Here is a 21061-nt window from a genome sequence, read left to right as displayed (position 1 = left end):
CGGATTACGTCGAGTTACTTGGTGAACTCGGTTTTCCAGTAGTCTTCGATCTTGCTGACCAGCGATGCAGGCAGAGGTACGTATTCCAGTTTTTCAGCGGCGCTCTGACCTTTTTCCAGGGACCATTTGAAGAAGTCGAAAGCAGCCGCGCTTTTCTCGGCGTTCTTCGGTTGCTTGTACATGATGATCCAGGTGGTCGCGGTGATCGGCCATGCCGTCTTGCCCGGCGCGTTGGTCATGATCAGGTTGAAGTCTTTGGCGTTGGCCCAGTCGGCGGTGTCGGCCGCTGCGGCAAAGGCTTTGGCGTCAGGCTTGATGAACTCGCCAGCCGAGTTTTGCAGTTGGGTGAAAGCGATATCGCTCTTGGTGGCGTAGGAGTATTCAACGTAACCGATCGAGCCCTTGATCTGTTTTACGTAAGCCGCCACACCTTCGTTGCCCTTGCCGCCCACGCCCACTGGCCATTGAACGGCGGAGCCGGTGCCTGGACCGGATTTCCATGCGTCGCTGACTTTGGTCAGGTAGCTGGTGAAGTTGAAGGAAGTGCCCGAGCCGTCCGAACGGTGAACCACGGTGATGTTGGTTTCAGGCAGTTTCACGCCTCCGTTCAGTTTGACGATCTCAGGGTCGTTCCACTTGGTGATTTTGCCCTGGAAGATGTCGGCGAGGACCTGCCCGCTCAATTTCACGTCGTTGGCTTTCACGCCTTCGAGGTTGACGACCGGAACGATACCGCCGATCACGCTTGGGAATTGACCCAGACCGCCGGCCTTGAGGTCCTCCGCGGACATCGGGGCGTCGGACGCGCCGAAGTCAACGGTGGCAGCCTTGATCTGGGCGATACCGCCACCCGAACCGATCGACTGGTAGTTGACGCGATTGTCAGCAGTTTTGCTGTAGTCCTGCGACCACTGGGAGATAACCGGGAATACGAAACTCGAACCAGCGCCAGTCACATCAACGGCGTGTGCCATACCCGACAGGCACATCGAAGCCATCAGAAGCGACAGGCGTTTTTTAGTCAGCAGAATCACGGCAATACCTCAACAAGAGAATTTTGTGTGTGTGGTCACAGTTGAAGACCCGAGGCAGATTTAAAACCGGAAACATTTCTGTTTGATGACAGTCTTGAGACCGCGCGCAAAAACGGAGGCATCTGTCAGCCATTTCTTACAGCGTGTAAATCTGAAGCGCCCGGTTTTGCTGGCCGAGGCTGAAGTTGTCTAGCGGAGGGAATTTAATATCAATGCGCCATATGTCGGCGTGAGAGAAAGGCGTTTTTCGGCCATTGAGCGCGACATCGGCCGCAGCAGGACCGGCCTAAGACCAGCCCAGCGCCGTCATCGGGCGTGGGCAGAGACGACCGGTAGGCTGCGCACGGCCGATTCATCGAAGCAATGTGTATCGAGATTTTTCGGCCTGTCCCAATCCCTTCGAAAGCCAGCCTTTACATCGCTGCGGCAAGTCGCCCGATGTCCGCCATCAGCGCGTTGATCTGATCACCGTTGGCCTTGGAACCGGTGTAATAGGCCGTGACCAGCATGGGACCCCGCTCGCCGGGCCAGATGACGGCGACGTCGTTGCTGGCATTGTTGGCCCCGGAGCCGGTTTTATCGCCCACACGCCAACTGACAGGGACCCCGGCGCGCAGCTTCTTGTCCCCGGTCTGGTTGTTCACCAGCCACGCCGTCAGCTGATCCCGCGAGGCCGGCGTCAGCTTTTCACCCAGCACCAGCGTGTTCAGTGTCTGCAACATGGCGACGGGGGTGGTGGTGTCGCGCAGGTCGTCCGGCCGGTTTTCATTCAGTTCGGGCTCACGGCGGTCGAGGCGGGTCTGCGTGTCCCCCATTGACCGCAACCAGGCGGTCAACCCTTCGGGACCGCCCACGCTGTCGAGCAGCAGGTTGGCCGCGGTGTTGTCGCTCAGCGTCATCGCCGCCTCGCACAGCGAACCCACGCTCAGCCCCTGCCCGCCCGCATGCAGCTCGGTGGTCGGCGAATACGCCACCAGTTGCTCGGCGGAATAGACGATGCGCCGCGACAGGTCTTCGTGCTTTTGGTCGACCCGCGCCAGCACGCAGGCGGCGGCCAGGCATTTGAAGGTGCTGCACAGGGCAAAGCGTTCATCGCCGCGATGGATGATCAGGCGCTGGCTGGAGGTGTCCAGAATGGCGACACCCAGGCGGCCGCCGTGGCGACGTTCGAGTTCGGCAAGTTGCTGCGCAATGGCCAGGTCGGAAGACGGCCCGGCGCGACGCTCGGCAGCCAGTGAGGAAAGGCTCAACAACGTGGGCACGGCCAGCAACGACGCGCCGATGAGGGTTCTGCGGGTGATCAAGATGAACGTCCTTGTGAAGGGCAACGAGCGCCGCACGGATCATGGCACTCACCCCGATGGGATGAGTCGCCGGTGAGCCGCTGCGAACGGTGAGCAAACCGGCGCACATCATCCGACCAGACGCGGCTTCATTTCAACCGTTGGCAGCGCAAACGTCCTGTTTGCCCTACCGTTGCCATTATCGCGGCCGGTCGAATCCCGACACCGACCGCACCCACATGAACAGCCGCAGGGTCGCCGGGTTGTCGATGGGCTCGTGGTTTTCTGCAAGCTCGCCGGCCAGGGACACCAGCGACTGCGGCAACAACCAGGAAATCTCCTGCTCGGTGGCCTGATAGGGCATCGGGGTTTCATCGTTCTCGATCGCTGGCCATGGGTTCATCGCCGTCTCTCCCGCACACGCATGGGTGGTTACAGATCGAGCACCAACGGCCCTGAAGCCGGGACTGCGCAACAGATCAGCACGTGGTCCGCCACCGGCCTTTCAGCGGGCGGAACCGGGTAATGCACCTGGCCACTGACGAGCCGGGTCTTGCAGGTGCCACAGGATCCGCCGCGACAGCTGAATTCCGGGTTCAGCCCGCGGCTCTCGGCCAGTTCCAGCAAGCTACCACCACCGGGCTGCCAGCGCGCTTCCTTGGCAGAACGTTCGAACATCACCGGCACCGCTTCGGTGGCAGCGGGCGGTTGCTAAGGCGATCGCTTGGGAATCGCCGCTGCGCTTGAGGGCGGACGGGCCGAAGGTCTCGGCATGGATGCGCTCGTCGCGAATGTGCATCCCGCGCAGGCCGTTGTAGATTTCCTGGGTAAACGCGGCCGGCCCGCACACATAGAAATCGAAATCGTCGAACGGCAGCAGTGCCTTGAGCAGACCGAGGTCGATGCGGCCGGTCAGGTGAAAATCTTCACCCACACGCGCCGACGTTTCCGGCTGGCTCAGCACGCGGATCACGGTCAACTGATCGCCGGCCTTCGCAATGAGTGTGTCCACTTCTTCGCGAAACGCCAGGTCGACCAGACGACGGGCACTCTGGATGAACCAGGTCGCCCGCCCTCCCCGCACCCGTTTGCCTTCGTACATGACTTCTCGCAGCATCGACAGCATGGGCGTGACGCCAATGCCCGCACCCAGCAGCACCAACGGCCGGCGCTCTTGCGGGTCCACCACGAAACGGCCCTGGGGTGCCCGCGCCTCAAGCAGATCGCCGACCTTCACCTGATCATGCAGGTACGCCGAGGCGAGCCCGTCGCGCTTGACGCTGATGCGGAAAAATCCGTCGGACGGCGCGCTGGACAGGCTGTAGGTGCGAATTACCGGCGGCGTATGGCCTTCAAGCGCCAGGCGCAGCGGCAGGTGCTGACCGGCCTTGAACGCGGGCAACCCTGCGCCGTCGGCAGGCTCGAAATAGAACGAACGGATGCCGTCGCTTTCGTCCTCGATCCGCGTCACCCGCAGGGGCCGCCATTGATCGCGCAGGGCATCGGCCTGCAAACGGGCGGCGGTTTGCTGCCAGTTGCCGGTCATCAGGCTGTTTGGCGACCACCCCTGAAAGGCCCAGCGTGAGCGCAACGCCGCCGGCCGACGCACCACCTGTTCCACACGCACCTGCCAGAGCCGTTCGGCGCCCTGGAACGCCGCGATTTCCGGCCCTTCGAGCACCAACGTGACAGTGCCTGCCACTTGCAACAGCTCGCCGGTCTGGAAATCAACGAACAGCAGACCGGCCTTGGGATTGAGCTGGAAGTTGCCCAGCGTGTTGAAAAACAGGTTGCCGGCGAAGTCCGGAATGGTCAGCACATCGCCGTCCACCCGCACGAACCCGGTCTGGCCGCCACGGTGGGACACGTCCACCGATCGATGGGGCTGCGCGCCTTCAAGGTCGACATAGCTGGCGACGAAGAACGTGTCAGCACCACGAATGGTCGCGATGGCGGCGTCATCCAGCGCGGTCAATCGCTGCCCAGGGGGACGCTCCGCCACAGCTTTGAGCGGCACCTGCTTCAATGCCCGCAGCTGAATGTACTGCGGACAATTGCCATACGAGTGCTCGACGCTCACGGAAAAACCGTTTTCCCACACCTTACTGATGTGCCCGTTGAGGCGGTTGCGACGGCGGGTGTGCAGGTCGATACCGAGCATGCCCACCGCCGCCCCCGGCGCGAATCCGGCGCCGGCCGGGTCTTCGGCATCGAGGCGTCGGCTGATGTCCAGACGCCTGGCATCGGGGGATTGGATAAACCCTGACTGGGCGTCCAGCAGGGTTGCCCACGGCCAGCCTTCAGGGTCCACGGCGCCAATGATCAGGTACGGCAGGTGCTCGTAAAACTCACGGTGCTGATCGGGCATGTAGTCACGAATGACGCGCTTGCCCAAGGTTTCCATGCGCTCTGCAACGCCGACTTTGGCCTGCAGAGCGCGCTCGCCGGAATGCCATGGCGATGCCGTTTCAGTGCGAATCTCGTTCATGGCGCGAACTCCCTGGCATCACGGAGGGTTACTTGACCAGGCCTGCTGCCGTGCGCGGCATGGGCGTGAAGCCCGGCAGCTTCTCGATGCGCGCGAGCCATGCCTGCACGTTGCCGTAGTCGTCCAGCGAGACGTTGCCCTCCGGCGCGTGGGCGATGTAGCTGTAGGCGGCGACATCGGCGATGGTGGCGTGATCGGTGGCGAGAAAATCGCGGCCACTCAGGTGCTGATCGATGACCAAGAGCGTCTCGTGGGCCCGCTGTATCGTGTCCTGGGGATCGAAACCGGCACCGAACACGGTGATCAGACGCGCCCGCGCCGGGCCCAGATAAATCGCGCCGGAGGCGGCAGACAACCAGCGCTGCACCTGCGCCGCGCCCTCGGGATCATTCGGCAGCCAGCGGCCCGAGGGGTCGTACTTCTTCGCCAGGTACACCAGGATCGCCGTGGAATCGGCGACGATGACCCCGTTGTCGTCAATCACCGGCACTTGGCCGAAAGCGTTGATAGCGAGGAATTCCGGGTTCCGCTGCTCGCCCTTGGCCAGGTCGACGAACTGAATGTTCGGTGCAAGCCCCAGCAGCGACAACATCAACTCGGCGCGATGAGAATGGCCGGACAGCGGGAAGTGATAGAGCGTGATGGCGGTCATGGATGGGCTCCTGAGCAAGGTTCGACTCAGCGCGGGGCGGCGGTGCCGCCGTGGTTGTGTCGCGCTGGTGAAACCGATAGTGGGCCCGACCGCCGGATTGGGGAATCACCAGAATAGGCAATCCACTGTTTCACTGGGTGAAATGCTGAGGACGACATCGTGTTGCTGTGCCGGCGCGCGGGGCTGACCACCCTCTATAGGCGCCATTCAGAAACATCCCCGGCCTGCTGCGCGCAATTGCCCCGTTGATCGCGCACAGCCGGCCGGGGGAAACGGCCGAGGTTACTTCTACCTCACAAAGGGCTCACAGCCACTGCCGTGCCGTCAGCCACATTCCATAACCCACGGCCATCAGCGCCCAGGCCAGCAGCGGGTGAAACATCACCCGCCAGGCCAACGCCCGCGGCTCGAAACCGACGCCGTGGACGAACCCTCCGGCCACGCCCCACATGATCAGCATCAGCAGGCCGTGGGAATAATGGCCGTTGGCGTCAAGCATCGACGCGGGGTGAATCAGCAGCACCAGGCTCAGGGGCACGGCCATCAAGACGGACAATGTCCGGCCGACGGCGTGCCTGAAGGGCGCGTTCAGCGCTTCAGCGGTCACGGCCGCTCTCCAGCGCGTCGGCGTCGGATGACTCCAGCCACAGCGCGTTGATGATGCCGAAGCTGCAGGCCAGCAACACGCCGAGAATCCAGGCGAAATACCACATGATTGTCTCTCCTCTAAAACGCGGGTCAGTACAGGCCGTGGGGGTTGCGATCGATGTGCGCGGTGGTGACCTTGCCCCACATTTTGGCGTAGCACCACAGCGTGTAGCAGAGGATCAACGGCACGAAGATCGCCGCCGCGATCAGCATGATCATCAGGGTTTTATGGCTGGACACGGCGTCCCACACGGTCAGGCTCGACGCCGGGTCCAGGCTCGACGGCATGACGAACGGGAACAGCGCAAAGCCTGCCGTGCACAACGCGCCGACGATCGCCAGGCTGCTGCCGAGGAACGCCGTTCTGCCCTGCCCCGCACTGGCGCCGAGCAAGGCCAGCAAGCCACCGAAAATGCCCAGCAGCGGCGCGATCACCGTCAGCGGGTGCTGCTGATAATTCGCCATCCAGCCGTGGTTGCTGGCCGTCACGGTTTTCGCCAGCGGGTTGAGCGCAGCGCCCGCATCGAACGCCGAGGTGATCGCCAGGCCCTGAATGCCGCCCAGCAACAGCCACGCGCCGGCGCCGATGAACGACAGCAAAAACAACAGCGACAGCCACTGGGCCGCACGCCGGGAGCGTCGGGCAATGGCGCCTTCGGTGCGCATCATCAGCCAGCTGCCGCCGTGCAGGCCGAGCATGCTCAGGCTGACCACCCCGGCCAGCAAGCCGAACGGGCTCAGCAGTTGCCAGAAGTTGCCGTGATAACTGGAGCGCAATGTCTCGTCGAACTGGAACGGCACGCCCAGCAACAGGTTGCCGAACGCCACGCCGAAGACCAGCGACGGCACCACGCCACCGACGAACAGGCCCCAGTCCCAGCTCTGCCGCCAGCGGGTGTTTTCCAGTTTGCTGCGGTAGTCGAAACCCACCGGGCGCACGAACAGCGCAAACAGCACCAGCAGCAGCGCCCAGTACAAGCCCGAGAACGCAGCCGCGTACACCAGGGGCCAGGCCGCGAACAGCGCGCCGCCGGCGGTGATCAGCCAGACCTGATTGCCATCCCAGTGCGGGGCGATGGTGTTGATGACCACACGCCGCTCGGTGTCGCTGCGCCCGACGTAGGGCATCAGCATCGCTGCGCCCAAGTCGAAGCCATCGGTGAGGGCGAAGCCGATCAGCAGCACGCCGACCAGCACCCACCAGATCATTTTCAGTGTCTCGTAATCGAACATCGGGAATTCCTCAGGCCAGGGCCGGTTGTCTGGCGTCAGCAGCGTTGCCCTGCGCGCCTTGCTCGAAGTGGTAGCGACCGGTGTGCAGGCTGCTCGGGCCGAGTCGGGCGAACTTGATCATCAGGTACATCTCGATGATCAGCAGGACGGTGTAGAAGCCGACCAGCGCCACAATCGAACCGATCACATCCGCCGCCGACAGGGTCGAGGCCGAGAGGTGCACGGGCAGCACTTCACCGATGGACCAGGGCTGACGACCGTGCTCGGCGACCCACCAGCCGGTCTGGGTGGCAATCCACGGCAGCGGCAGGCTGAACACCGCCCACTTGAGCAGCCAGCGCTTGCGGGTCTCGTTCTTGCGCGCCGAGGCCCAGAAGGCACAGGCGAACAGCAGCAGCATGAGCATCCCGCTGAGCACCATCACGCGGAAGGTCCAGAAGATCGACGCCACCTGGGGGATCGAATCCAGCGCGGCCTGCTTGATCTGCTGCTCGTTGGCGTCGACGACCTTGTCGGTGTATTTCTTCAGCAACAGGCCGTAGCCGAGGTCTTTCTTCACCCCATTGAAGGCGTCGAGGGTCTGCTCACTCTTGTCGCCGCCGCGCAGCTGGCCGAGCAAGTCGTAGGCAGTCATGCCGTTACGGATGCGGCCTTCGTGTTCGCGGACCAGGTCCTTGATGCCGGTGACCTGTTTATCCACCGAGCGGGTGGCGATGATGCCCATCACGTAGGGAATCTTGACGGCGTAATCAGTGCGCTGCTCGGCCTGGTTGGGCAGGCCGAACAAGGTGAACGCCGCCGGAGCCGGTTCGGTGTCCCATTCGGCCTCGATGGCGGCCAGCTTGGTCTTCTGTACGTCGCCGATTTCGTAGCCGGATTCGTCACCCAGCACGATCACCGACAGGATCGAAGCCAGGCCGAATGCCGAGGCGATGGCGAACGAACGCCGGGCGAAGGCGATGTCGCGGCCCTTGAGCAAATACCAGCTGGAAATCGCCAGGACGAAGATCGCGCCGGTGACGTAGCCGGAGGCCACGGTGTGGACGAATTTGACCTGGGCGACGGGGTTGAACAGCAGGTCGCTGAAGCTGGTGAGTTCCATGCGCATGGTGGTGAAGTTGAACTCGGCGCCGACCGGGTTCTGCATCCAGCCGTTGGCGATGAGGATCCACAGCGCCGACAGGTTGGAGCCGATCGCCACCAGCCAGGTGACGCTCAGGTGCTGGACGCGGGTCAGGCGGTCCCAGCCGAAGAAGAACAGGCCGATGAAGGTCGATTCGAGGAAGAACGCCATCATGCCTTCGATGGCCAGTGGCGCGCCGAAGATGTCGCCGACGTAGTGGCTGTAGTAGGCCCAGTTGGTGCCGAACTGGAATTCCATGGTCAGGCCGGTGGTGACGCCGAGGGCGAAGTTGATGCCGAACAGTTTGCCCCAGAACTGGGTCATGTCTTTGTAGATCGGCTTGCCGGTCATGACGTAGACCGATTCCATGATGGCGAGCAGGAAGGTCATGCCGAGGGTCAGCGGGACGAACAGGAAGTGGTACAGCGCGGTCATCGCGAACTGCAGCCGGGAGAGGTCGACGACTGATTCCGATATCATTTTGGGTTTTTCTCAGAGGGTGCGGGTGGGGTGCTCAGCAGGTGCACGCCGGCTTGCACGCCGTCGTCCTTGACTTCGACCGGGGCGTCGAACCAGACGCTGCGGATGCCCATGAGCAGGACGAGTTTGATCAGGAGGATCAGACTGATGTCTTTGGCCAGGGGGTGTTTGAGGAAGTCGAAGGGGCCGGGCATGTTGAGGACTCGTCGGGGTGCGGGGTATTTTTCCTACAGGGCCTTGGTGCACCTTTGATCCAGGTCAAGGAAGCGCGTTTACTCCGGTGTGGCAGAACGCCACAGTCATTCAAAAGCATCTGCCTGGGGGCAGATTGTTTCGCCTTCGGCGAGTTACTTGGAAAAGCACCCCAAGTAACCAAGGGTGCTTGCTCTCGGTTGGGCCCTTCGTTCCTCAGGGTTCCCTCACTCCGACGACGCTCCGTGGGCCCGCGCCGAACGGACATCCATGTCCTGACGGCGCTCTCGCCGCATCCATGCGGCTCGGCCCACTCCGCGTCGTCTGCGTTCGGCCTGCACCCAAGTCGCGTTTGGCGGTGACTGGACCTTTTGTGTACGAAGATCAAAAGCAGATCAAAGGCAGATCAAAAGCTTCCCGGCTGAAGCCGGTCCTACGCACGCGACGCCCTGGTAGGACCGGCTTCAGCCGGGAAGAGGCCGTTCAGGGCAATGGGAATCGGGGGTTGGCGCGGGACTGCCAAGGGGACGGGACTGCCAAGGGGACTGATTTATTTACAGCGCTTCACCGTAAATTAATCTGTCCCCGACTCCCCGTGGCCAAAACCGGCCTGGGCCGACCACCGCCGGTAGGGCGAAGCAACTAAACCGACCGCCACCGCCTGCCCTGTTAGGATGAACGGCAGGATGCCGTCTCAAGTGGCGGATTATTCAGCCGATATTCCGGTGTGCAAGGCAGTCGGTGACGGTTGCGCCGGTGTGTTCACGGTCCGGAATCTGTCGCTTTTGCACCCCATGAGGTAGTTATCGATGACACTCCATTCGCTCATTCACACACTGGGCAGCGCACTCTGTGTGGCGCTGTTGCTGTGCGTGGGGTCTGGCGCGTCGGGGGCTGAATCGATTAACTCGAATGCGCCTCGGGTCGAGATCCATGTCGTGACCGAAGAGCTTGCGCCCTACAACATGACCCGCGATGGGGTGCTCACCGGTATGAGCACCGAGGTGGTTCGGGCGGTGCTGAAGGAGGTCAATGTGCAGGCCCCCATTCAGTCCATGCCCTGGGCGCGGGCTTACGATCTGGCGCTGCACAACCCCAACGTGCTGATCTACTCCATCACCCGCACCGCCGAGCGCGAGCGGTTGTTCAAGTGGGTCGGGACCATTGCCGCGTCGCGCTGGTTTCTGTATTCGTCCGCCCGCCATCCCTTCACGCTGCTGAGCCTGGACGACGCCCGGGGCTGGCAGACCGCAACCGTCAATGAAGACGTTGGCGAGCAGTACCTGATGGCGCGCAGATTCGAGATCGGTCATCAGCTGCAATCGAGCAACCGCTACGAATTCAATTACCAGAAACTGCAGACCGGCCACGTCGACCTGTGGATTTCCGACGAGCTCAACGCTTACTACCTGGCCCGGCAGGTCGGCGATGACCCCGCGCGGACCCTGGTGCAATCCCTGCGCATTAAAGAGCTGGAGGAAGCCGGCGGGTTCAACATGGCGTTCAGCGCCGGAACGCCCGACGCCACGGTGCAGCTGTTTCAGAAAGGCCTCGACACCCTTCGCGCCAATGGCACCTACGACGCCATCGTGCGCAAGTGGCAGTGAGCATGCAGAGCGAAACGCCTTCCGATCCACCCGGCGCACCACACCCGCCCCCGCGCAGCGGACAGCGCACCGGTTCGCTGGCGCGGCGTCTGGTGCTGGCGACGCTGGCGTTCTGCGTGCTGTTCACGGCGGCGACGGTGCTGGTGCGCACCTGGTTCGCCTGGAACACCAACCTGGCGAACATGAACGCCGAGCTGACCCTGATCGATCAGGTGTTCCAGGGCACGCTGTCCAAAGCTGTATGGGAAATGGATGATCAGGCGCTGCAAACCCAGATCGACAGCGTGGCCACGGCGGCGCCGGTGGGCCGGGTCCAGCTGAAAATCCTGCGGCCCGGCCGCGCCCCGGAAATTCTGGAGCGCCAGCACCCCGGCCACACCGGCTCGATCCGCGCCCCGACGCTGCATCGGCAGTTGACCATCGCGCCCTACCCCGGCGCCCGCGAAGTGGTCGGCGAGCTGACCATCGAAGGCGACGAAAGCCTGCTGTGGAAACGCCTGTGGAAAGAAGTCGCGGTCATCATGGTCACCCAGATCATCCAGTCTCTGGCGCTCGCCGGGCTGATCATGGGCATGTTCAACCGCTCGGTGACCCTGCACGTGCGGCGCATTGCCCGGCACCTCGAACACCTGACGCCCCTCAACCTGAAGACGCATCTGACCCTGGACCGTTGCGGCAAGGGGGGTGACGAACTCGACCTCCTCGAAGCGGGCGTCAATGACCTGCAGGACAAACTGGCCGCGCACCTGGAGCGTCAGGCCCATGACGAAATCGCCCTGGCCGCCAGCCGCGACCAACTCGCCGAACTGGTCGAGCAGCGCACCGCACAGCTCAAGGCCGCGAACACGCGACTGGAAGCCCTGACCCGCTTCGACCCGCTCACGGGCCTTGCCAACCGCCGCCATTTCGACGAGCTCAAGGAGCTGGAATTCAATCGCGCCTTGCGTCATCGCCACCCGCTTTCGGTGCTGATGTGCGACATCGATTTCTTCAAGCGTTACAACGACACCTACGGCCATGCCAGGGGCGATCAATGCCTGCGCGATGTGGCGCTGGCCATGAGCGCGCTGTTCTCGCGTTCCGGCGAACTGGTGGCGCGGCTCGGCGGTGAAGAATTCGCCGTGCTGCTGCCGGGCCAGGATGATCAACAGGCGCTGGCCTCGGCCGATCGCCTGCGCGGCCTGCTGGCCCGGCAACAACTGGTGCACAGCGCTTCACCGGTCTCGCCTTTCGTGACCCTGAGCATCGGCGTGGCCGAGCTCGATCCGGCGATCATGGAGCACTTCGATCAACTGCTGCAGAGTGCCGACCGGGCGCTGTACCGGGCGAAAAGCCAGGGCCGGGACCGCTGTGTGATCTGAACCGAGAGGGATGCCATGGGAAATAATCATTGTCAGCGCAGCGTTCTGGCCGCTTTCCTGATGCTGTTCGTGGGCCTGAACGCCAGCGCCACGACGCTGCAAGTGGTCACCGAAGACTCCTCGTACAGCGCACTTGAGGGCGACAAGGTGGTCGGGGTCGCCAGTGAAGTGGTCGAGATGACCCTCGCCAAGGCGGGCATCAGCGACTACCACATGGCGCTCTATCCCTGGGCGCGGGCCTATGACATCGCCCGGCTCGAAGCGAACGTGCTGATCTACCCGATGATTCGCAACAGCGCACGTGAGGCGCTGTTCAAGTGGGTCGGCGAGCTGGAACACGTCACACCGTCGTTTTACAAACTCCGCGAGCGCCGGGATGTGGTCGTCAACGCCCTGGAGGACGCCAGCCACTACACCGTCGGGGTCGTGCGTGACGATTCGCGGCAGCAGTACCTGGAGGGCAAGGGTTTCAACAGGATGGTGGTCTCGCCCAATAATCTGGACAACCTGCGCAAACTGATCAGCGGCCAGGTCGAGCTGATTCCCATGCCCGAGCGCGAAGCGCGGGAGCAGTGTGCCGATCTGCAGATCGCGTTCGAGGACCTTGAAAGCGTCTACACACTCGACGAACTGTCCAAAGGTCTGTACGTGGCCCTCAGCGCCAGCACGCCGGACGAAACGGTCCAGCGAATCGCCGCTGCATTTGCCCGGCTCAAGCAGGAAGGCACGGTCGACAAGGTGATCGCGGGGCAGTAGTTGCAGGCCACCGCGAGCGCATTACCGCCTGGGCAACCTGTATTCAGGCCCCGAAAGCCGCTGCCTCGGACATTTCACAAAGCCTTCACAATCGTTTTGGAAAACTCCGCGCGATCTGTCCCCGCCTCCCCCTTCCAGCAGCCATCGACTCGCGCTGCGGACGTCTCGGCACCCCGGATGGAGCGGCCTGGTGAACCCGCACACCCGGCACTGCGCGGCCCCTTATACGGAACTGAATTCGATGGTCAAACCGGTCACGTCCACCCGTCTGGTGATGCTGTTTTCCCTGTGTCTGGTGGTGTTTTACAACCTGGCGACTTGGCGCGCACTGGTTGATCTGGCGCAGCTGCAAGGCGTCAAAGCCATCGCGTTCTATGCCTCGTTTGCCTTCCTGTTGTGGGCCGCGATCACCCTGCTGCTGACGCCCTTCTCCTTCCGCCCGACGCTCAAACCGGTGCTCAGCCTGGTCGCGCTGTGCTCGGCCGCCGCCGCCTATTTCATGAACACCTACGGCATCAGCATCGACACGACGATGATGCAGAACGTGCTCGAAACCAATCCTGGCGAGGCCGAGGCCCTGTTGAGCGGCACGCTGCTTTTCTACCTGGGCCTGCTGGGCGTGCTGCCGATTGCACTGATCTGGTGGCTGCCGGTGACCTATCGCCCCGTGCTGCCCGGGCTGGTCAACAAGGTGCTGGTGTGCGTTGGCTGTGTGCTGGTGATCGCTGCCGCCGTCGGGCCCTTCTACTCGACCTACGCGCCGATCTTTCGCGATGAAGACAAGCTCACCCACTTCATCAATCCGACCAACTACCTCTACGCCATCGGCAAGCTGACCAAGCAGACCGTGGCCATCAAAGAGACCCTGAACATCCAGACCGTCGGCGCCGACGCCGCCCTCAGCCCGCAAGCGCAACAGCGGCCGAAAAAAAGCCTGATGATCTTCGTCGTCGGCGAAACGGCCCGGGCCGACCACTTCTCCCTCAACGGTTACGGGCGGGAAACCAACCCGGAACTGAAGCAGCAGGACATTCTCAATTTCACCCACGTGGCCTCGTGCGGCACCTCCACTGCCGTGTCAGTGCCGTGCCTGTTTTCGAAGTTTCCGCGCACCGATTACAGCGACAAGAAGGGCAAGACCTACGAGGGTCTGCTGGACATGCTTCAGCGCGCCGGCCTGAAGGTGCTGTGGCTGGACAACAACAGCGATTGCAAGGGCACCTGCCTGCGGGTGCCCCACAGTGACATTCCGAAAAACCAGCCGAGCCCGTTCTGCGACGGCCAGAACTGCCTCGACGAATCGCTGCTGGTGGGTTTGCAGGACTACATCGACTCGCTTCAGGGCAACGCCATCATCGTCCTCCACTCCGATGGCAGCCACGGTCCGGAATACTACGACCGCTACCCCAAAAGCCTTGAGCGCTTCACCCCCGTTTGCCACACCAATCAGCTGGGCAGTTGCACGTCCGACGAGCTGAAAAACGTCTACGACAACACCATTCTTTACACCGACCATTTCCTGTCGCAGACCATCGAGTTGCTCAAGCGCAATCAGGACAAGGTCGATGCGTCGATGATCTATGTCTCGGACCACGGTGAGTCACTCGGTGAAAACGGCATCTACCTGCACGCCGCGCCCTACGCCATCGCTCCGACGGCCCAGACCCACGTGCCGATGGTGATGTGGTTCGGCCACTCGACCCTGGAAGACGCCAGCGTCGATCGCAGCTGCCTGGCCGCCAAGCAAGACCAGCCGGACTTGAGCCATGACTACCTGTTTCATTCGGTGCTAGGCTTGCTCGGCGTCACCACCACCGAATACCAGCCGGCGCTGGACCTCTTTCACAGCTGCAAACGCGACAAGGGATGAGTTGAAATGACCTGCCAGAACCCGTTGAAACGTCTTGATCAACCGGTGTTCTGGCGGGACGCTCAGTTGCCTTTCATCGAGGCGCGGTCCATTGATGACGGCCGCAAGGTCTGCTATTCCCGTCACGCCCACGACGTGTTTTCCATCGGCGCAATCACCGCCGGGCAAAGCACCTATCTGCACGAGAAAACCACCCAGACCATCACCACCGGCACCGTTGTGGTGATGAACCCCGGCGAGGTCCACGCCTGCAACCCCATCGACGATCAGCCGTGGTCCTACCTGATGCTGTACGTCAACGCCCAGTGGCTGGGGGCGCTTCAGCGCGATTGCGGGGTCAGCAACGGCGGCGTGTTTCGAGGATATCCGGCCACCCATTGTCGTGACCCGCTGTTGTTCAACGGGCTGCTGGAGCTGCACCGGCGGCTGGTGGATGCGCAGCTGGACACGCTGGCAAAACAGGAGGCCGCTGTGAGGTTTTTCACCCTGGTCGAACAGCGCCTGGGCGGCTCGACATTGACGCCCAAACGGGCCAATCCCAAGGTCGAACGTGCGGCGCGTTACATTGATGCGCATTATCTGCAGCCGATCCGGCTGGAGGACTTGTGCGCGGTGGCGAATCTGTCGGAGGCCTACCTGATTCGTGCGTTCGAGCAGCATTACCACATGACCCCGCACGCCTGGCTGGTCAACCGGCGCATCCAGCACGGCCAGGCGCAATTGCGCAGCGGCGAGCCCATCGCCGACATCGCGCAGCAGAGCGGCTTTGCCGATCAGGCGCACTTTCAGCGGGCGTTCAAAAAGCATCTGGCGGCAACGCCGGGGCAGTACAAGCCCTGATCAGCGGTTGCTGCTCGCAAGGGAGGGTTCAGACGTAAAACAGCGACACCGCGCAGCCTGCCAACAGCGCCGCCATGCTGCGGTTGAACACGCGAATGCGCCGAGGACTGCGCAGATACGGACCGAGAAAGGCACCGGCGTAGGCCCAGCAGCCCACCGACAGGTAGCACACGACGAAGTAAATCAGCGCAAACAGACCGATCAGTCGCGCTTCGCCATCGGCCACGAATGCGCCCATCCCCGCCACCGCCGCCAGCCACGCTTTCGGGTTCAGCCACTGCATCGCCGCGCCATGGAAAAACGACGGCTCGCGGGTCGGTCTGGTGACGTCGAGGCGGCCGTCGTCCATCGCCAGCTTCCACGCCAGATAGAGCAGAAACGCCACCCCGGCCCAGCGAATGATGTCGGTCAGCATCGGGTAGCGCTGCAGCACTTCATGCAGGCCGAACCCGGTGAACATCAGCAGCACGACGAACCCCACCGTCGCGCCGAGCACGTGGCGCAAGCTGGGGATCAAGCCGAACTGCGCGCCCGAGCTGAGCGCCACGACATTCACCGGGCCCGGCGATATCGACGCCGCCAGCGCGAACGCCGCCATGGACATCATCAGGTTCATTGCACGTCTCCCACCTTATTGACTGTGGGTTGAGTGTACAAAGGGCGCACGAGCGGGCGATTGAACAAAACTGACCAATCGCTGACAGGCTGCTGGGGTCAGTCGTGGGCCTGGGACAACGGCCGCGCCACTTCTTCGAGGGATTTACCCTCGGAGGCCACGCCCCAGATCGCCTGCACCACGGCGGCCAGCACCATCAGCGCGGCGCCAATCAGGTAGCCGAAAAACACCGGGGCCCGCTCATGGGTGTCGATCAGCTCACCAAACAGCATTGGGCCGACGATGCCGCCCAGCGCCGTGCCGAACGCGTAAAACACGGCGATGGCCAGCGCGCGGATTTCCAGCGGAAAGGTTTCGGCGACGGTGAGATACGCCGAACTGGCCGCTGCCGAGGCAAAGAAGAAAATGATCATCCAGGCGATGGCCTGCTGCGTGACATCCAGAACGCCCTGCTGGAACAGATAGCCGCTAATGGTCAGCAGGACCCCGGACACGGCGTAGGTCAGGCTGATCATCACCCGCCGACCGACCACATCGAACAGCCGGCCCAGCAGCAAGGGCCCGCAGAAATTGCCCAACGCCAGCGGCAGCACGTACCAGCCGATCGAGGCCGAAGGCACTTGGTAGAACTCGGTGAGCACCAGCGCGTAGGTGAAGAAAATCGCGTTGTAGAAGAACGCCTGGGCGGTCAGCAACGTCAGGCCCACCAGGGCGCGGCGGCGGTAGGTGTTGAACAGCGTATGGAAAATCTCTTTCAGCGGCGTGTGGTCCCGTGCATGCAGACGCAGGGGCGGGCCCGTTGGCGCTGACAGGTCATGGCCCTGGCGACGCAGGCGTTCTTCGATGCCTTCCACGATCACCCTCGCCTCCTCGCCCTGGCCATGGATCAGCAACCAGCGCGGGCTTTCCGGCAGCCACAGGCGCATCAGCAGAATGATCAGGCCGAGCACCGCGCCGATGCCGAAACACAGGCGCCAGCCCATGTCCGCGCCGACCCACGGGGCGTCCAGCAGCACAATAGAGCCGACCGCGCCCAAGGCCGCGCCGATCCAGAAGGTGCCGTTGATGGTCAGGTCGACCCAGCCGCGAAACCGTGCGGGCGTGAATTCCTGGATGGTCGAGTTGATCGCCGTGTACTCGCCGCCGATGCCCATCCCGGTGAGAAAGCGGAACAGCAGGAAACTCCATAGGCTGAAGGAAAACGCCGTGGCGGCGGTGGCGGTGATGTACAGCGCGAGGGTGATGAAGAACAGCTTGCGCCGGCCCAGACGGTCGGTCAGCCAGCCAAAGAACAACGCCCCCAGCACCGCGCCGCAGATGTAGGCGCCGCCGGCCAGACCGATGTCAGCGTTGGTCAGGTGCAGGACGGGGCTGTCTTTCAACGCCCCGGACACCGAGCCCGCCAGCGTCACTTCGAGCCCGTCGAGCAGCCAGGTGATGCCCAGCGCGAAGACCAGCAACGTGTGAAAGCGCCCCCACGGCAGACGATCGAGCCGGGCCGGGAGATCCGTTTCGAACACCTCCCCTTTGCTGTCTGCCGCTCCTGCCTGCACGCCGCTGATCGCCATGACTCGTCCCCGTGGATCGGAAGTGATCTGTGGGTTCAGAGTTCGCGGGGGACGTGGGAGTTCAGCGGGGTGTTGCCCGATATCTTCGGCACGCCACCGAACCTGTGGGACCGAGCTTGCTCAGGAAGGGGCCGGAGCAGTCAGCTACTTTTTTCGGTGGGTGAGAGCAAGCCTTCGCGAGCAAGCTCGCTCCCACAGGATCGCGGCCGGCTCGGTGGCAGAGAGTGACAGAGCGAGTGGCAAAGCAGGGCAAAGGGGACCAGGGGCAAAGGGGACTGATTTATTTACAGCGCTTCATCGTAGATGAATCTGTCCCCGGCTGGACTCAACATTGAGGCCGCCGGTACTGGCGCCTTCCCGGCTGAAGCCGGTCCTACAGTCAATGCCAATCCTGCTGGATGCATGCGATGCCATCGTAGGACCGGCTTTAGCCGGGAAGGGGCCAGTGCGGGCGCTGACATTCGATCGGTACCAAGCGGCACACGCTAGATCTGCATCAACTGCTGGGCGTACGTGGCAAAGGGGACTGATTTATTTACAGCGCTTCATCGTAAATGAATCTGTCCCCGGCTGGACTCAACATTGAGGCCGCCGGTACTGGCGCCTTCCCGGCTGAAGCCGGTCCTACAGTCAATGCCAATCCTGCTGGATGCATGCGATGCCATCGTAGGAGCGGCTTTAGCCGGGAAGGGGCCAGTGCGGGCGCTGACATTCGATCGGTACCAAGCGGCACACGCTAGATCTGCATCAACTGCTGGGCGTAGGCGTGGAGGACCTCTCGCTGAATCATGAAGCTGGCGTATTTGCCCTCGCGCAGGGTGGCGATGAGGCCGGCGCGCTCGAGCTCTTTGGTGTGGTGGGAAACGGTAGCGGCGCTGACCGGATTGACCTTCAGCACCTCGGCGCAGGGCAGCGCCTGTTCGCTGTTGCCAATCTGAACCAGTATCCGGAAGCGGCGGCTGTCAGCCAGCGCCCGGGCTATCAATGCGATTTGCGACTCACTCAACGGAAACTGCTGTGCCGTGCTCTCGATCATCGTGACGCCTCAGTAAAAACCTCCTTGTCCAGAGATACTGCGGAATAAACCGACAGGCTAATGACGGTGGGCACTGGCGGTCAATACTATGGAGGCTCACGGCAAAAGATGGTTCAGCGCCGTGAGGATTCGCCTGCGAACAACCCGACGCTGCCCGCAGACCTGCGTAGCGTTTTCTGGCATCCTGCGCGCCCTTTTCCCCTGCGATCGACCGCCATGCCTGCACCCTCCGACCTCATCTACGGGCTTGAAGACCGGCCGCATTTCACCGCCGCGATCTTCGCGGCGTTGCAGCACGTGCTGGCCAGTTTCGTCGGCATCATCACCCCCACCCTCATCGTTGGCGGCGTGCTCGGGCTCGACAGCGAAGTGCCCTACCTGATCAGCATGGCGCTGTTCGTCTCCGGGCTGGGCACCTTTGTTCAGGCCAAACGCTTCGGCCCGATCGGCTCGGGGCTGCTGTGCCTGCAGGGCACCAGCTTCTCCTTCCTCAGCGTGATTCTCAGCGCCGGGTTTATGGTCAAGAGCCGCGGCGGCGGCACCGACGAAATTCTCTCGACGATCTTCGGCGTGTGCTTTTGCGCCGCGTTCGTCGAGGTGGTCCTCAGCCAGTTCATCGGCAAGTTGCGCAAGCTGATCACCCCGGTGGTCACCGGCACGATCATTACCTTGATGGGCCTGTCGTTATTGAAGGTGGCCATGACTGACATGGCCGGCGGCTTCGGCGCCAGCGACCTGGGCTCAGCGGCGAACATGGGCCTGGCCGGTCTGGTGCTGATCACCATCGTGGTGCTCAACCGGTTCAATATTCCGTTACTGCGCCTGAGCGCGATCATCATCGCCCTGACCTTGGGCTTCGCGGTCGCCTGGCTTATGGGTCGGGTGGATTTCGCGCAGATGCCTCAGGTGCCGGTGATGAGCCTTCCAGTGCCGTTCAAATACGGGTTTTCCTTCGACCTGCTGGCGTTCATCCCGATCGCGGTGATCTTTCTCGTGTCGCCGCTGGAGGCCGCCGGGGACCTCACCGCCAATTCGATGATTTCCCGGCAGCCGGTGAGCGGACCGGTGTACATCCGCCGGATCAAATCAGGGCTGCTGGCGGACGGCCTGAATTCGGCGCTGGCCGCGACCTTCAACAGCCTGCCCATGGTGACCTTCGCGCAGAACAACGGGGTTATTCAGCTGACCGGTGTGGCAAGCCGCTATGTGGCGTTTTTCATCGCCGGGATTCTGGTGCTCCTGGGCCTGTTTCCGATCATCGGCGCCGTGCTGCAACTGATGCCGAAGCCGGTGCTGGGTGGCGCGACCCTGATCATGTTCGGCACGGTCGCGGTGGCGGGGATCAAGATCCTGTCGGAGGCCGGCCTGCATCGGCGCAATATGCTGATCGTGGCGATTTCCCTGGGCATGGGCCTGGGCGTCGCTGCCGTGCCGGAAGTCTTGCGCGAGCTGCCCAAGGCGCTGCACAACATTTTCGAATCGCCCATCACCGTCGGCGCGTTCTGCGCGATCATCCTCAATATCTTCCTGCCGGAGGAGTACCAGGAGCCGGAGCTGACTGAGTTCGACCCGGAAGCCGCGACCTTGAAGGTGCTGCAGGACCCGCCCCCCGGCTCTCGCGCAGACCTTGGCGCAGAACCTGCCGGAGAACCTCTTGGGGCCCGCGAGGTCGCACAGTTGAATCGTCAGGACGTTTGAAGGGGCGTGTTGCGCCCCAGCTGCCTGCCACGGGAGTCACCGATGCCGCTACGCCCGATCCGCACCCTCCTCGCCGGCCTGGCCATGGTTCTGGCACTGAGTGCCTGCGCGCTGTTTCCCAACCGCGACCCGCTGAACATCAACGTGGTGGGCATCGATCCCCTGCCCGGCCAGGATCTGGAAATTCGCTTCGCCGTGAAGCTGCGCCTGCAGAACCCCAATGACACCGACATCCAGTACGACGGCGTGGCGCTGAATCTGGACGTCAACGGTCGCTTGCTGGCGTCTGGCGTCAGCGATCAGAAAGGTACGATCGGGCGGTTCTCCGAAGGCGTGCTGACGGTCCCGGTCACCGTTTCAGCCTTTGCCGCCTTGCGCCAGGCGGTGGGCCTCGCCGATCAGCAGGGCCTCGACAACCTGCCCTACGAACTGCACGGCAAGCTGGCTGGCGGGCTGTTCGGCACGATGCGCTTTGAGGACAGCGGCACGCTGAGCCTGCCGAAACCGGCCAGCGGCAGTTGGTGATGGCGGACTGCGTGACCGGCTTTACGCTTTTAGTGGGACCGGCTTTAGCCG

General features: G+C 62.9%; 19 protein-coding genes and 1 pseudogene. 7 read left to right on the top strand and 13 right to left on the bottom strand.

The window, feature by feature from the left end:
* Window positions 1-14: 14 nt before the first annotated feature.
* The 10 genes and pseudogenes from pstS to cydP form a co-directional block, all read right to left on the bottom strand.
* A complete protein-coding gene (gene pstS, locus M1E04_RS09785; RefSeq protein ID WP_456292852.1) occupies window positions 15-1034 on the bottom strand; it encodes a phosphate ABC transporter substrate-binding protein PstS in 1020 nt (339 codons plus the stop codon).
* Window positions 1035-1447: 413 nt separating this feature from the next.
* Window positions 1448-2338 carry a class A beta-lactamase gene (gene bla / locus M1E04_RS09780; protein WP_456292851.1) on the bottom strand — a complete coding sequence of 297 codons (891 nt, stop codon included), beginning with the start codon at window positions 2336-2338 and terminating at the stop codon, window positions 1448-1450.
* Between the two features lie 178 nt (window positions 2339-2516).
* Entirely contained in the window at window positions 2517-2720 is a 204-nt protein-coding gene (locus M1E04_RS09775; protein WP_456292850.1) for a hypothetical protein, read from the bottom strand.
* A 29-nt stretch (window positions 2721-2749) separates the two neighbouring features.
* A pseudogene (locus tag M1E04_RS09770) lies at window positions 2750-4805 on the bottom strand (2Fe-2S iron-sulfur cluster-binding protein).
* 28 nt (window positions 4806-4833) lie between these two features.
* Window positions 4834-5457, bottom strand: a complete 624-nt coding sequence (locus M1E04_RS09765; RefSeq protein ID WP_456292849.1) for a glutathione S-transferase family protein — start codon at window positions 5455-5457, stop codon at window positions 4834-4836.
* A 304-nt stretch (window positions 5458-5761) separates the two neighbouring features.
* Window positions 5762-6064, bottom strand: coding sequence for a cyd operon YbgE family protein (locus M1E04_RS09760; RefSeq protein ID WP_296308818.1), 303 nt, complete (start codon window positions 6062-6064; stop codon window positions 5762-5764).
* Window positions 6054-6170, bottom strand: coding sequence for a cytochrome bd-I oxidase subunit CydX (gene cydX / locus M1E04_RS09755; protein ID WP_296308816.1), 117 nt, complete (start codon window positions 6168-6170; stop codon window positions 6054-6056). Before cydX ends, M1E04_RS09760 begins: the two co-directional genes overlap by 11 nt.
* Before the next feature lie 25 nt (window positions 6171-6195).
* Window positions 6196-7338: a cytochrome d ubiquinol oxidase subunit II gene (cydB, locus tag M1E04_RS09750; protein ID WP_369319675.1), complete on the bottom strand. Its 1143-nt coding sequence runs from the start codon at window positions 7336-7338 to the stop codon at window positions 6196-6198.
* Window positions 7339-7348: 10 nt separating this feature from the next.
* The gene (locus tag M1E04_RS09745) at window positions 7349-8941 is read right to left on the bottom strand and encodes a cytochrome ubiquinol oxidase subunit I (RefSeq protein ID WP_065988548.1); all 1593 of its coding nucleotides are present in this window, start codon (window positions 8939-8941) and stop codon (window positions 7349-7351) included.
* Window positions 8938-9135: a cytochrome oxidase putative small subunit CydP gene (gene cydP, locus M1E04_RS09740; protein ID WP_456292848.1), complete on the bottom strand. Its 198-nt coding sequence runs from the start codon at window positions 9133-9135 to the stop codon at window positions 8938-8940. Before cydP ends, M1E04_RS09745 begins: the two co-directional genes overlap by 4 nt.
* A gap of 807 nt (window positions 9136-9942) precedes the next feature.
* On the opposite strand from cydP, the gene M1E04_RS09735 reads away from it, so the two are divergent.
* The 5 genes from M1E04_RS09735 (at window position 9943) to M1E04_RS09715 (ending at window position 15567) form a co-directional block, all read left to right on the top strand.
* On the top strand, window positions 9943-10740 hold the full coding sequence (locus M1E04_RS09735; RefSeq protein WP_456292847.1) for a substrate-binding periplasmic protein: 798 nt from the start codon (window positions 9943-9945) through the stop codon (window positions 10738-10740).
* A 2-nt stretch (window positions 10741-10742) separates the two neighbouring features.
* Entirely contained in the window at window positions 10743-12101 is a 1359-nt protein-coding gene (locus M1E04_RS09730) for a diguanylate cyclase domain-containing protein (protein WP_456292846.1), read from the top strand.
* Window positions 12102-12116: 15 nt separating this feature from the next.
* Window positions 12117-12857: a substrate-binding periplasmic protein gene (locus M1E04_RS09725; RefSeq protein WP_065988551.1), complete on the top strand. Its 741-nt coding sequence runs from the start codon at window positions 12117-12119 to the stop codon at window positions 12855-12857.
* Between the two features lie 241 nt (window positions 12858-13098).
* Complete coding sequence (locus M1E04_RS09720; protein ID WP_192130504.1) at window positions 13099-14727, top strand: phosphoethanolamine transferase; 1629 nt, start codon at window positions 13099-13101, stop codon at window positions 14725-14727.
* A gap of 6 nt (window positions 14728-14733) precedes the next feature.
* Window positions 14734-15567, top strand: coding sequence for an AraC family transcriptional regulator (locus M1E04_RS09715; protein ID WP_192130196.1), 834 nt, complete (start codon window positions 14734-14736; stop codon window positions 15565-15567).
* A 28-nt stretch (window positions 15568-15595) separates the two neighbouring features.
* Here the strand turns inward: M1E04_RS09715 and M1E04_RS09710 are convergent, their stop codons facing one another.
* The 3 genes from M1E04_RS09710 to M1E04_RS09700 all read right to left on the bottom strand — a co-directional run bounded on the left by M1E04_RS09710 (window position 15596) and on the right by M1E04_RS09700 (window position 18787).
* Complete coding sequence (locus M1E04_RS09710) at window positions 15596-16183, bottom strand: LysE family translocator (RefSeq protein ID WP_065988553.1); 588 nt, start codon at window positions 16181-16183, stop codon at window positions 15596-15598.
* Window positions 16184-16281: 98 nt separating this feature from the next.
* On the bottom strand, window positions 16282-17751 hold the full coding sequence (locus tag M1E04_RS09705; protein WP_410934032.1) for an MFS transporter: 1470 nt from the start codon (window positions 17749-17751) through the stop codon (window positions 16282-16284).
* A 736-nt stretch (window positions 17752-18487) separates the two neighbouring features.
* Window positions 18488-18787 carry an ArsR/SmtB family transcription factor gene (locus M1E04_RS09700; RefSeq protein ID WP_065988555.1) on the bottom strand — a complete coding sequence of 100 codons (300 nt, stop codon included), beginning with the start codon at window positions 18785-18787 and terminating at the stop codon, window positions 18488-18490.
* A 216-nt stretch (window positions 18788-19003) separates the two neighbouring features.
* On the opposite strand from M1E04_RS09700, the gene M1E04_RS09695 reads away from it, so the two are divergent.
* Entirely contained in the window at window positions 19004-20485 is a 1482-nt protein-coding gene (locus M1E04_RS09695; RefSeq protein ID WP_296306938.1) for a nucleobase:cation symporter-2 family protein, read from the top strand.
* A 42-nt stretch (window positions 20486-20527) separates the two neighbouring features.
* On the top strand, window positions 20528-21010 hold the full coding sequence (locus tag M1E04_RS09690) for an LEA type 2 family protein (protein WP_456292845.1): 483 nt from the start codon (window positions 20528-20530) through the stop codon (window positions 21008-21010).
* The last annotated feature ends 51 nt before the right edge of the window (window positions 21011-21061 follow it).

The sequence above is a fragment of the Pseudomonas sp. AK106 genome (assembly GCF_053903055.1).
This window is presented reverse-complemented; position numbering and strand designations above follow the sequence as displayed.